This window comes from Geodermatophilus aquaeductus, assembly GCF_900182545.1.
Lineage (GTDB): Bacteria > Actinomycetota > Actinomycetes > Mycobacteriales > Geodermatophilaceae > Geodermatophilus > Geodermatophilus aquaeductus.
On the sequence record NZ_FXTJ01000001.1, the window covers coordinates 543,702 to 556,109 of the forward strand.

10 protein-coding genes are annotated in these 12,408 nt (G+C 75.3%); 3 read left to right on the plus strand and 7 right to left on the minus strand.

Going from position 1 to position 12,408, the window contains the following annotated elements; translation table 11 throughout:
• Positions 1 to 22: 22 nt before the first annotated feature.
• Together FN207_RS02705 and FN207_RS02710 are read right to left on the minus strand one after the other, a co-directional pair.
• Positions 23 to 2,539: a transglycosylase domain-containing protein gene (locus tag FN207_RS02705; protein WP_142456786.1), complete on the minus strand. Its 2,517-nt coding sequence runs from the start codon at positions 2,537 to 2,539 to the stop codon at positions 23 to 25.
• A 91-nt stretch (positions 2,540 to 2,630) separates the two neighbouring features.
• Positions 2,631 to 4,643 carry a HelD family protein gene (locus FN207_RS02710; RefSeq protein ID WP_221888000.1) on the minus strand — a complete coding sequence of 671 codons (2,013 nt, stop codon included), beginning with the start codon at positions 4,641 to 4,643 and terminating at the stop codon, positions 2,631 to 2,633.
• A 119-nt stretch (positions 4,644 to 4,762) separates the two neighbouring features.
• Between FN207_RS02710 and FN207_RS02715 the strand changes: the two genes are divergently transcribed.
• Positions 4,763 to 5,779, plus strand: a complete 1,017-nt coding sequence (locus tag FN207_RS02715; protein WP_221888001.1) for a zinc-binding dehydrogenase — start codon at positions 4,763 to 4,765, stop codon at positions 5,777 to 5,779.
• Positions 5,780 to 5,781: 2 nt separating this feature from the next.
• On the opposite strand, the gene FN207_RS02720 is transcribed toward FN207_RS02715, so the two are convergent.
• From FN207_RS02720 to FN207_RS02730, 3 genes are all read right to left on the minus strand, one after another.
• Positions 5,782 to 6,447, minus strand: a complete 666-nt coding sequence (locus FN207_RS02720) for an acVLRF1 family peptidyl-tRNA hydrolase (protein ID WP_142456788.1) — start codon at positions 6,445 to 6,447, stop codon at positions 5,782 to 5,784.
• Between the two features lie 4 nt (positions 6,448 to 6,451).
• Positions 6,452 to 7,678, minus strand: coding sequence for an MFS transporter (locus tag FN207_RS02725; RefSeq protein WP_142456789.1), 1,227 nt, complete (start codon positions 7,676 to 7,678; stop codon positions 6,452 to 6,454).
• Positions 7,679 to 7,855: 177 nt separating this feature from the next.
• The gene (locus FN207_RS02730; protein WP_142456790.1) at positions 7,856 to 9,670 is read right to left on the minus strand and encodes a phosphoenolpyruvate carboxykinase (GTP); all 1,815 of its coding nucleotides are present in this window, start codon (positions 9,668 to 9,670) and stop codon (positions 7,856 to 7,858) included.
• Between the two features lie 224 nt (positions 9,671 to 9,894).
• Between FN207_RS02730 and FN207_RS02735 the strand changes: the two genes are divergently transcribed.
• Entirely contained in the window at positions 9,895 to 11,076 is a 1,182-nt protein-coding gene (locus FN207_RS02735) for an NADH:flavin oxidoreductase/NADH oxidase (protein WP_142456791.1), read from the plus strand.
• Positions 11,073 to 11,480, plus strand: a complete 408-nt coding sequence (locus FN207_RS02740) for a hypothetical protein (RefSeq protein WP_142456792.1) — start codon at positions 11,073 to 11,075, stop codon at positions 11,478 to 11,480. The genes FN207_RS02735 and FN207_RS02740 overlap by 4 nt, the downstream gene beginning before the upstream one ends.
• Here the strand turns inward: FN207_RS02740 and FN207_RS02745 are convergent.
• Both FN207_RS02745 and FN207_RS02750 read right to left on the minus strand, forming a co-directional pair.
• On the minus strand, positions 11,477 to 12,007 hold the full coding sequence (locus FN207_RS02745) for an SRPBCC domain-containing protein (protein ID WP_246065704.1): 531 nt from the start codon (positions 12,005 to 12,007) through the stop codon (positions 11,477 to 11,479). The two genes, FN207_RS02740 and FN207_RS02745, sit on opposite strands and share 4 nt — an antisense overlap.
• Positions 12,004 to 12,345, minus strand: a complete 342-nt coding sequence (locus tag FN207_RS02750) for an ArsR/SmtB family transcription factor (protein ID WP_142456793.1) — start codon at positions 12,343 to 12,345, stop codon at positions 12,004 to 12,006. The genes FN207_RS02745 and FN207_RS02750 overlap by 4 nt, the downstream gene beginning before the upstream one ends.
• Between the last annotated feature and the right edge of the window lie 63 nt (positions 12,346 to 12,408).

Below are 12,408 nucleotides of genomic sequence, written 5' to 3' on the forward strand. Positions count from 1 at the left end.
TCGACGAGCGGCTGGGCGGGCGTCAGGCGGTGGGCGGGAAGCCGGGGCCCGGGTCCCCGGGTCCGGGGAACTCGGGCGGTGGGGCGCCGGGGGCAGGGGCGTCGGGCGCAGGGGCGGCGGGCGCGGGCGGTTCCGGCGCGGGCGGTTCCGGCGCGGGCGTGCCCGGCTCCGGCGCCGGAGGCGGCGGGGGCTCGGGTGCCGGGGTCTCGGGCGCGGGCGGCTCGGTCGCCGGGGGCGGCTCCGGCGCGGGGGCCGGGTCCGGTGCGGGGTCGGCCGGGGGCTCGGGCTCGGGCGCCGGCTCGACGTAGTCGCTGCCGTTGCTCACCAGGATGACGATCTCCTGGTCGGGCACCGCGCGGCCGCCGCGCGGCGGGCTGGTGCCGAGCAGCGTGCCGGCCGGCTCGTCGCTGTCGACCCGGGCCGTCCGCGGGGAGAACCCGGCGTCGGTGAGCGTCCGCTCGCAGGACCGGACCCCGCCGCAGCCGGGCACCGGGCGGGTGTTGCCGTTCTGCACGGTCTCGTCGGCGGGCGGGAACTCACCGCTGCCGCGGGCCTCGAGGATCGGCGCCATGGCGTCGCGCCAGATGGTGGCGCCCTTGCCGCCGCCGAAACCGCCGACGTCCTCGTTCCGCTTGGGGTTGAGCACCATGACGCTGGCGGTGATCTCCGGCGTGTACCCGACGAAGGCGATCGAGTAGTTCTCCTGCGAGGTACCGGTCTTGCCGGCGATCTGGTGGCCGCGGACGTAGGCGCGCGAGCCGGTCTGCCCCGGGTTCCCCGGCTCGACGTCCCGGCGGAGCATCTGGTTGAGCGTGTTGGCCACCCCGGGCGGGACGGCCTCCGGCGTGCACCGGTCGCCCACCGGGAGCGGCTCGCCGTCAGCCCCGACGGCCGGCTCCCCGTTCTGGTCCAGGACGGCGGTCACCGGGACGACGTCGCACTGGGTGCCGCTGGCCGCCAGGGTCGAGTAGGCGCTGGCCAGCGCCAACGGGCTGGTGGCCTCCGAGCCGAAGGTGAACGACCCCCGGTTCTCGTCGATGATCTGCTGCGGCAGCTCGGGCGGGCTGAACTGGAACAGCCCCATCGCCTCGGCCATCCGCACCGGCTCCTCCACGCTGCCGAGGGCGTCCTCCAGCGCGAGGAAGTAGGTGTTGGACGACTGGTAGAGCGCCGTCGTCATGTCCAGCGTGGAGCGGTAGCCCGAGCCGGCGTTGCGCACGCAGTAGCGGCCGTCGGTGTTCCGCCCCTGGCACGGGCCGGAGTAGACCCGCGAGACGTACGGGTCGGGCGCGGTGAGCGAGTAGTACGAGGAGTAGCCGCGGGCCAGCGCGGCGGCCGCGGTGAACACCTTGTACGTGGACCCCGAGCCCTGGCTGGGCCAGGTGTTGAGGTTGAACGACTCCTGGGTGCGGTCGCCGAGGTCGTATCCGAAGGTCCGGTTGACGGCCATCGCCAGCAGGTGCCCGGTGCCGGGCTCCACCGCGCTGAACATCGCCGCCAGCGAGTCCTCCCGCGGCAGCGTCTGGAGCACCGCGGCGTCGGCGGAGCGCTGCAGCTCGACGTCGAGGGTGGTCTGGATCGTGTAGCCGCCGTTGTCGAGCTCCTCCTGGGCGAGCCCCAGCTCCTGGACGACGTAGCGCTGCACGAAGTCGCAGACGAACGGGCCGACGGTGGCCTCGACGCAGCCGCGCGGGGGTGCCGGTCCGGGCGCCAGCCCGAGCGGCTCGGCCGCGGCCGCGGCCGCCTCGTCGGCGGTCACGAGGCCCTGGTCGGCCATCCGCGACAGCACCTCGTTGCGCCGGTCGGTGGCGGCCTCCGGGTTCGTGAACGGGTCGTCGTTCACCGGGCTCTGCACCAGACCGGCCAGCAGCGCCGCCTGCGGGAGGGTGAGCGCGGCGGCGTCCACACCGAAGTACGCCCGGGCGGCCGGCTGCACGCCGTAGGCGTTCTGCCCGAAGTACACGATGTTGAGGTAGCGGGCGAGGATCTCGTCCTTGCTGTAGAGGTCCTCCAGCGCCAGGGCCAGGCGCGCCTCGCGCAGCTTGCGGCCCACGGTCTGCTCGGTGGCGGCGGTGCGCTCCTCGGGGGTGTCGGCGGTCTGCAGCAGCGTCTGCTTGACCAGCTGCTGGGTGAGCGTCGACCCGCCCTCGGCGACCTCGCCGGCGGCGATGTTGGTGGCCAGCGCGCGCAGCGTCCCCTGCACGTCGAGACCGCGGTGAGCGTAGAAGCGGGAGTCCTCGATGGCCACCAGCGCGTCCTTCATGACGCCCGCGATCTCCTCCGGCTCGACCGGGTCGCGGTTCTCGTCGTAGAAGTACGTGATCGGCTCGCCGTTGGCGGCCAGCAGGACGGTGTTCCCGGCCGGCGGGTCGTCGGTGAACTCGGTGGGCAGGTCGCCGAGCAGGCCGGTGGACTGCTGCGCGGCGACCGTCGGGCCGCCGATCCACGGGAGCAGCAGACCGGCCACCAGGACCCCGGCGACCACGATCGTCGCGGCCAGCCGCAGCAGCGTGCCGGCCCGGCTGTCGTGCCGGTCCATGAGCCCCCCTCCTCGGCGGCGCTCATGGAAACGGAGATCACCGCCGGCCACAACCACCCGCGCCGTACCGTCCCGCGGTCGGGGGACCACCTCAGCCGGCCAGCAGGTCGGGCAGGTCGTCGCGGTGCAGGACGACGAGGGTGCTCACCGCGCGGGTGAGGACCACGTAGAGGCGGGACAGCCCGCGCGGCTCGGCGGCCACGATGGCCGCCGGGTCGGCCACGACGACGGCGTCGAACTCCAGGCCCTTGGCCAGCGTGGCCGGCACGACGGCGATCCGCGCGGCGGGCGAGCCGTCGTCGGCGAGCACCGCCGCCTCCAGCCCCGCGGCGCCCAGCAGCCGCGCCACCTCGGGCACCGCGGCGTCGGCGCAGACCACGCCGATCGAGCCGGGACCGGCCGCGAGGTCGGCCACCACCTCGGCCAGCGGACCGGCGAGGTCGGCCACCGGGCGCACGGTGAGCGCACCGGGCTCGCGCCGCACGGCGGAGGCCGCCGGCAGGCCGGGCGCGATCGCCGGCAGCAGCCGGTTGGCGTAGTCGAGGACCTCCCCCGGCACGCGGTAGCCGCGGGTCAGCGGGCGGACGGCGGTCCCCGGCCGGCCCAGGCCCGCGAGCGTGGGTGCCCAGTCCGCCGGCGACCAGGGGCTGGTGGCCTGGGCGAGGTCGCCGAGCACGGTGAGCGACCCGGCGGCCAGCCGGCGGGCCACCGCGCGGCACTGCAGCGGCGAGAGGTCCTGCGCCTCGTCGACGACGACGTGCCCGTAGCCGGCCGTCCGCTCGAGCAGCCCGGCCACCTCGTCGACCAGGACGGCGTCGGCGGCGCTCCAGGGCGTGCTGCGCACCGAGCGCGGCGCCGGGCGGTGCAGCAGCGCCTGCTCCTCCTCGGTGAGCACGCCGCGTGCGGCGCGGGCGAGGACGGCGGGGTCGCCGAGCAGCTCGGCGACCAGGCCGGCGGGGTCGCGGGCGGGCCAGACGGCGTCGCAGAACGCGCGGACCTCGGGACTGCGGGCAGCGCGGCGGGTCTCGGCGTCGCTCGGGCTGCCGCCGGCCTCCTCCTTCTGCCGCCGCGCGTCCCCGGCCAGGAGCATCGCCAGCCGCTCGCGTCCGGCGGCGTAGTGCAGCCGCTGCTGGTCGTCGGCGACCCGGCCGCGGCGGCGCAGGTCGTCGACGAACCGCTTGAGCCGCTCCACCGGCACCCGGTACCGGCGGCCGGCCAGCGGCACCAGGACGTCGTCGGCCGGCTTGGCGATCGCGCCCCACAGCGCCCGCTCGAGCACCTGGGCCATGCGGGCGTCGCCCTTCAGGACGGCGACCTCCGGAGCGTCCTGCGCCCGCACCGGCACCCGGCCGGTGAGCTCGGCGACCGTCGTCTGGTCGACGTCGACCTCGCCGAGGGTGGGCAGCACCTGCTCGATGTAGCGCAGGAACGCGCGGTTGGGGCCGACGACGAGGACGCCGGTGCGCGCCAGCTGCCCGCCGTGCGTGTAGAGCAGGTAGGCGGCGCGGTGCAGGCCGACCGCCGTCTTGCCGGTGCCCGGGGCGCCCTGCACGCAGACCGACTCGGCCAGGGGGGCGCGGACGATCTCGTCCTGCTCGGGCTGGATGGTGGCGACGATGTCGCGCATGGGGCCGCTGCGCGGGCGCTCGATCTCGGCCCGCAGCAGCGAGCCGTCGCCCTCCTCGCCGGCAGCGAGCAGCTCGTCCTCGTAGCTGGTGAGCTCCCCGCCGGAGAAGCCGAACCGGCGACGGCGGACCAGGCCCTGCGGATCGGCGGCGCTGGCCCGGTAGAACGGCCGGCTCATGGGCGCCCGCCAGTCGATGACCACGGGGGTGCCCGTGGCGTCGCGGACGTGCCGGCGGCCGATGTGGAAGGTCTCCTCCGCACCGTCGGTGCGGCCGAAGAAGGCGGGCACGCCGGGGTCGGCGGCCAGGGAGCGCAGCCGCTCGGCGCGGGCGGCGCCCAGCCGCTCGGAGGCCCACGCGTCCACGCCGGCGTCGACGACGGCGCCGGCGGCGGTGCGCATCTCGGTGAGGCAGTCGTCGGCGAGGGCCAGGTGGGCGCGCTCGGCGGCGAGGACGGGGTCGGTCGGGGTGGCGGTCACGGTCGTGTCGGTCGATGTCGCTGACACGGTCGGTGGACGCTACGCCGGGACGTGCTCCGCGTCACCCCCTCCCCGGGGGCGCCGGTGGAACGGGAACGACCCCCGGGGAGTATCGGGGCATGCCCGACTCGATGCTCGCCGGCCGGCTCAACGTGCGCACCAAGCAGTTCGAGGTCAAGGAGGTGCCGCGCCCGACGCCCGGCCCCGGCCAGGTCCTCGTCGAGGTGCGCGCCGCCGGCATCTGCCTGTCCGACGTCCACCTCATCGAGGGCCAGCTCAACCCGCTGTTCCTGCAGGGCGACGAGGTCACCCTCGGGCACGAGGTCGCCGGCGTGGTCGCCGAGCTCGGCGAGGGCGTGACCGGCCGGCAGCCGGGCGAGCGGGTCACCCTGCAGGCCGGCGAGGAGGTCGACGGGTGGATCCACACCCGCGGCGTCGACTACGACGGCGGGTGGGCGCAGTACGCGCTGGCCACCGTCGAGACGCTGGTGCCCATCCCCGACGACCTGCCCTTCGAGCAGGCGTGCATCGTGCCCGACGCCGTCTCGACGCCGTGGGCCTCGATCGTGAAGACGGCGGGGGTGCGCGCCGGCGAGCCGGTGGGCGTGTGGGGCATCGGCGGCCTGGGCGCGCACGCGGTGCAGCTGCTGCGGCTGGCCGGCGCGGCGCCGATCGTCGCCGTCGACCCGGTCGAGTCCGCCCGGGAGCGGGCGCTGGCCTTCGGCGCCGACCTCGCGCTGGACCCCTCCGAGGACATCGCTCCCCGCGTGCGGGAGCTGACCGGCGGCGCGGGCCTGGCCTACGCCTTCGACTTCGCCGGCGTCGCCGCGGTGCGCGAGCAGGCCGTGCGCTGCCTGGAGCGCGAGGGCGCGCTGGTGCTCGTCGGCCTCACCGACCAGCCGCTGACCATCCGCAACGGCACCCAGTTCAGCTACTTCTCCCAGCGGATCCTCGGCCACTACGGCTCCGAGCCCGCGCACGTCGAGCAGCTCGTGCGCCTGGTCCGGCACGGCCGCCTCGACCTGTCGCGCTCGATCTCCGGCACGCTGCCGCTGGCGGAGGCCGCCCGCGGCGTCGAGATGCTCGAGCGCAAGGAGGGCAACCCGATCCGCCTGGTCCTGCAGCCCCACGGCTGAGGTCAGGGGCGGTCGCCGGGCTCCACGATGTGGACCTGCACCGCGCGGAACTGCCCCGGGGTGGCCAGCAGGACCTCCTTCGTCGGCTCGCCGACCTCCAGCGCCGGCTCCCGGCGCAGTGCCGCCAGGGGCGCCAGCCGGGGGTCGGCGAGCACGGCATCGACCATCCCCCGGTCGCCGCCGGTGAACAGGGCGGCCACCCCGCCGGCGTGCGGGAGCAGCACCCGGGCGGCGGTGTCGGCGGCCGAGGTGACGACGGCGTCGGCCTGGTTGCCGCGGCGCCGGGCGAAGCGCTGCTGGCTCCACCCGCCGGCGGCGCTGCGGCCCTGCACCAGGCGGCTGTCGACCTTGGAGACGACGAGGTCCGCGCCGTCGAAGACGCCGGTGGCCCAGCGGCCGCGGCGCACGAGCAGCACCGCGGCGCGCCGGGGCTGCCGCGCCGCGGCGGTGAAGGCGGTCAGCAGCGGGGCCGACGGCGTCCACCCGAAGGGCGCGCGCAGCGTCAGCGTGGTGCCGTCGGCGCACGCCACGTCCACCGCGCCGTCGTCGCCGGCCCTCGCCTCCAGCGCCCCGTGGCGCGCGACGACGCCGTCCAGCCAGCGGCCGAGCCGCTCCGGTGCGACGCCGAGGACGCGGCCGCCGCCGGCCGCCGGCCGGGGACGGGTCACCGGCTCAGCCGGTGACCTCACCGGCGAGTGCCGGCTCGACCAGGTTCTCGGCCGGCACGTGCAGCAGCCGCTGCGCGGCGATCACGACCACCGCGGCGATCCCGGCCGAGACCGTCGCGACGAGGAAGGCGGCGTTGGCGCTGACCGTGTCGACGACCTTGCCGGCGATCGAGGTGCCGACGGCGACGCCGAGGCCGAGCGCGGTGCCGATCCAGGTGAACGCCTCGGTGACGGCGGACTTCGGGACGATCAGCTCCGCGAGGGTGAACGAGCTGATCAGCGACGGCGAGACGGCCACCCCGGCCAGCACGACGAACGGGATCATCACCCACACGTTGCCGATGAGCACCAGCGGCACGGACAGGACGGTGAGCACCACCAGGACGACGAGCAGCCGGTGCCGCAGCGGGTGCCGCCAGTGCACCGCGCCCCAGCCGATGCCGCTGACCATCGAGCCGACGGCGAGCCCCGCGATGAGGACCCCCGACAGCGCCATCGCCCCGACCTCGTCGGCGAAGGCGACCAGCGCGATCTCGAGCGTGCCGAGGATCGACCCGACGGCGGCGCCGACCACGAACAGCACCCGCAGTCCGGGCGTGCGGATGGCCGAGGGCCCCCGGCGCGCCTCGTGCCCGTGCGGCGGCGGTTCGGTGCGGCCCTGGGCGGCGAACAGCAGCGCGCCGACGACGGCGAGGGTGAACGCGGTGACCACGCCCGAGGTCGCGTGACCGGTGGTCGACAGGAACGTGACGAGCACCGGCCCGACGATGAAGACCATCTCGTCGACGACGGACTCCATGGCCAGCGCCGCGGGCAGCCGCGTGGTGCCGCGCAGCAGGTGCGTCCACCGCACGCGGATCATCGAGGCGACCGGCGGGATGCAGGCACCAGCGACCCCGGCGGTGACGAAGAAGGTCCAGCGCGGCCAGTCCTCCTTCACCGCGGTGAGGAACAGCGCGCCGGCCGCGGCGAAGAGCACGACGACGGGGATCAGCGTGCGGCGCTGCCCGAAGGCGTCGGCGAGGCGGCCGAGGACCGGCCCGGCCAGGGCGGTGGTGACCGCGCCGGCCGCGGCGACGGTGCCGCCCAGGCCGTAGGACCCGGTCTCGTCGGCGACCAGCAGGACGCAGCCGAGCCCGACCATCGACAACGGCAGCCGGCCGATGAAGGCAGCGAGCACCATGGGGAGCGCGTGCGGCGTGCGCAGCACGTGCAGGTAGGGATTGGGCACCGGGGAGCGACCTGTCGTCAGGGGGACGCGGGTTCGCCCGTCACGCTAACCGACGTCCGGGCACCCGGCTGGGAGGCACCTGGCGGAGCGTGAGCGGACGAGCACGGCCCCGCCCGGACGACGCTGTCCGTGCGGGGCCGTGGGGTCCCACCGCGCGCGTCGGCGCGGTGGGGGTCTTCAGGCGAGGCGGCTCTTGAGGATCTCCAGCTCGTCCCACATGGTGCTGGGCAGCTTGTCCCCGAACTTCTCGAACCACTCGGTGATCTGCGGGACCTCCTGCCGCCACTCGTCCTTGTCGACGGCGAGGGCCTTGCGGACCTGGTCCTCGCTCATGTCGAGGCCGGAGACGTCGAGCGAGTCGGGCGTGGGCACGTGGCCGACGGCGGTCTCCTCGGCGGCGGCGGTGCCCTCGAGGCGCTCGATGACCCACTTGAGCACGCGGCTGTTCTCGCCGAAGCCCGGCCACAGGAAGCCGCCGTCCTCGTCGCGGCGGAACCAGTTCACGTAGAAGATCCGCGGTAGCTTGGTGGCGTCGTGCATCTTGCCGGTCTCGACCCAGTGGCCGAAGTAGTCGGCGGCGTTGTAGCCGATGAACGGCAGCATCGCGAAGGGGTCGCGGCGGACGACGCCGACGGCGCCGGTGGCCGCGGCCGTCGTCTCCGAGGAGAGCGTGGCGCCCATGAACACGCCGTGGTTCCAGTCCCGCGCCTCGGTGACCAGCGGGATCGTCGTCTTGCGGCGGCCGCCGAAGAGGATCGCCGAGATCGGCACGCCCTTCGGGTCCTCGTACTCCGGCGCGAGGATCGGGCACTGGGTGATCGGGGTGCAGAACCGCGAGTTCGGGTGCGACGAGGGCTCGTCGCTGTCCGGCGTCCAGTCCTGCTTCTTCCAGCTGGTGAGGTGCGCCGGCGGCTCGTCGGTCATGCCCTCCCACCAGACGTCGCCGTCGTCGGTGAGCGCGACGTTGGTGAACACCGAGTTGCCCTGGTCGATGGTGCGCATCGCGTTGGGGTTGGTGTCCCAGCCGGTGCCCGGCGCGACGCCGAACAGGCCGTACTCGGGGTTGAGCGCGTAGAGCCGGCCGTCCTCGCCGAACCGCATCCAGGCGATGTCGTCGCCGAGGGTCTCGACCCTCCAGCCCGGGATGGTCGGCTCGAGCATCGCCAGGTTGGTCTTGCCGCAGGCGCTCGGGAAGGCCGCCGCCACGTAGTACGTCTTCTGCTGCGGGCTGGTCAGCTTGAGGATCAGCATGTGCTCGGCGAGCCAGCCCTCGTCCCGCGCCATCGCCGAGGCGATCCGCAGCGAGTAGCACTTCTTGCCCAGCAGGGCGTTGCCGCCGTAGCCCGAGCCGTAGGACCAGATGGCCCGCTCCTCGGGGAAGTGCACGATGTACTTGGTCTGGCTGCACGGCCAGGGCACGTCCTCCTGGCCCGGCTCGAGCGGGGCGCCGAGGGAGTGCATGGCCGGCACGAACGGCCGGTCGGTGCCCATGGCCTCGAGGATCCGGCTGCCGATGCGCGCCATGACCCGCATGGAGACGACGACGTACTCGGAGTCGGTGAGCTCCACGCCGAACATCGGGTTCTCGGCCTCGACCGGGCCCATGCAGAACGGGATGACGTACATCGTCCGGCCGCGCATCGAGCCCCGGTACAGCTCGGTCATGACCGACTTCATCTCGTCGGGGGCCATCCAGTTGTTGGTCGGCCCCGCGTCGGCCTCGTCGACCGAGCAGATGAAGGTGCGGTCCTCGACGCGCGCGACGTCACTGGGGTCGGAGGCGCACCAGAACGAGTTGGGCTTCTTCTCCAGGCGGGTGAAGGTGCCGGCGTCGACCAGCTTCTGGGTGAGCCGCTCCCACTCCTCGTCGGTGCCGTCCACCCACACCACCTGGTCCGGGGTGGTCAGCTCCGCCATCTCGCGGACCCAGGCGAGCAGCCGGGCGTGCGTCGTGGGGGCGTTCTCGAGACCGGGGGTGGCCACGGAAGTCACGGCGTCTCCATCCTCTGGGCACGCCGGGTGTCGACGGACACCGGCGCCGGTGCGTGCTGTGACCCGGGTCCGGCGGAACGCGTCCGGCCGTCCGGGTCGGGTCAGCGTACAAGCGGGGACACCCGCCTGTAACGGTGAGAGATGTTACGTCTAGGACGTCTGGTCCCGCGCTCCGGAGTGACCGGGAACACCGCAGGTCGGAGCCGTGTTGAGGGGTCCACGTGATGAGCCTCACGCCCGGATCCGGAGCCTCCCCCGCCCTCCTCGCGCCCCTGACGCTGCGCGGGGTGACCCTGCCCAACCGCCTCGTCGTCGCCCCGATGTGCCAGTACTCCGTCACCGACGGCCTGGTCGGCGACTACCACCTGGTGCACCTCGGGCGCTTCGCCCTCGGCGGCTTCGGCACGGTCGTCGTCGAGGCGACGGCGGTGACCCCGGAGGGGCGGATCAGCCACGGCGACGTCGGTCTGTGGTCCGACGCGCACGTGCCCGGGCTGGCGCGGATCGCCGCCTTCCTGCGCGCCTCCGGCGCGGTCGCGGGCATCCAGCTGGCGCACGCCGGCGCCAAGGCCAGCAGCCACCGCCCGTGGCAGGGCGGCACGGCGGTGACGCCGGAGACCGCGCTGCCGGGTGAGCAGCCCTGGCCGACCGTCTCGGCCAGCCCGGTGCCCGTCGGCCCGGGCTGGCCGGTGCCGCACGAGCTGACCGTCGCGGAGCTGGCGGAGGTGCGCGAGGCGTTCGTCGCGGCCACCCGCCGGGCGCTGGAGGCCGGGTTCGACGTCGTCGAGGTGCACGCCGCGCACGGCTACCTGCTGCACCAGTTCCTGTCGCCCCTGTCCAACCTGCGCACCGACGGCTACGGCGGCAGCCGGGAGGCCCGGTGGCGGTTCCCGCTGGAGGTGGTGGAGGCGGTGCGCGCGGCGTGGCCGGAGGACCGTCCGCTGTTCGTGCGGGTGTCTGCGGTCGACGGCACCCCCGACGGGATCACGCTGGAGGACACCGTGGCCCTCGCCCGCGAGCTGCGCGCCCGCGGGGTCGACGTCGTGGACGCCTCCGGCGGCGGCCTCGGCGGCTGGGAGCACCCGCTGGGCTATGGCTACCAGGTGCCCTTCGCCGCCGCGATCCGCGAGGGCGCCGGCGTGGCCACGATGGCGGTCGGGCTGATCGTCGACGCGCGCCAGGCCGAGGCCGTCGTCGCCGGGGGCCTGGCCGACCTGGTGGCCGTCGCGCGGGAGGCGCAGGAGGACCCGAACTTCGCCGTCCACGCCGCCCGCGACCTCACCGGCTCCCACGACACCTACCCGGTGCAGGCCGGCCCGCGGCTGGGCCGCCGCCGGGAGTTCCTCGGCCGGCTCGGTCCGTGGACCGGCCCCGCGCCGGTGCAGGTCCCCGAGCGCGCGCGATGACCGGACGGCGCGCAGCGCTGCTCGCCGTCTCCGCGGTACAGCTCGCCGCCGGGCTGGCCGGCGTGGCGCTGTCGCTGCGTCGGCGGCACGCCTTCGACACGCCGCTGCTGTCCGGGTCGGCGGCCACCGTCGGCCGCGACACCTGGTGGGCAGGGACGGCCCTGGGGCCACCGGCCTGGACGCTGGCCGTTCACGCCGGGGCGCTGGCGCGGCTGGCGGCCCGGCCCGACCCCCGGGCGGCGACCGTCCTGGCGTGGGTGGGCGCCGCCCTGGTGCCGGGCTACCTGCAGGAGCGCCTGGTCCGGCGCCGGCTCACCCCGGCGGGGGCGGAGCGGGCGGAGACGGCGGTGGTCGCCGTCGGCCTGGCCACCGCCGCGGCGATGGCCGCGCTCGGGCGCCGCTAGTCCGACGGCCGGCCGTACTCGGGGCCGGTCGCGGCGAGGAAGGTGTCCCAGTCGCCGGGGTCGGGGCGCCCGCCCGCGACGGCGTCGAGCTTGTCGAGGTACCAGTGCCAGCCGAGGGCGACGTCAGTGACGTCGGTGCCGGCGGCGAAGACCTGGACGAAGTGCAGCGTCGTCCGGCCGCTCTCCACGGCGAGGGCGAGCTCCACGCGCCAGTTGTCGTCGCCGGCCTGCACCCACTCGACGACCAGCCGGCGCGGCGGGTCGCACTCGACGATCGTCACCTCCTCGCTCGCCGGCTCCGACTCGTGGGTCATCGTGAAGCTCCCGCGCCCGCCGGGAGCCCGCTCACCCTCGTAGGTGCCGATCCAGCGGGCCATCCGGTCGGGCTCGGTGAGCGCTGCCCACACCTCGTCGGGGCCGTCCGGCCAGGAGCGGCGGAACTCCAGCCGGAGACGGCCATCGGGCAGCTCGGTGACCACACCCCGGCGGTCGACGGGCGGGTCGGCGGGGGTCTGCAGGTCGGTCACGGCGGGTCTCCGTCCGTCGGGGTGTGGACCCGGGCCCGGCGGCCGCGGGCGATCTCGGTGTCGAGGGCGTCGAACCGCTGCGCCCACAGCTCGCGGTAGGCCCCCAGCCAGTCGTCGAGCTCCCTCAGCGGGCGCGGGTCGAGTGCGTAGAGCCGCCGGCGGCCCTCGACCCGGCTGGAGACCAGCCCGGCCTCGCGCAGCACACGCAGGTGCCGGCTGATCGCCGGCCGGCTCACCGTGAACCGCCCGGCCAGGTCACCCGCGGGCAGCTCGCCGTCCCGGAGCAGCGCCAGGAGCTGCCGCCGCGTCGGGTCCGCGAGTGCCGCGAGCGCCTCCATGGCCAATGTGTAACACGTCGTTTACGCATCTGGCGAGGGGTTGCCGCCACGACGCCAGGGGCA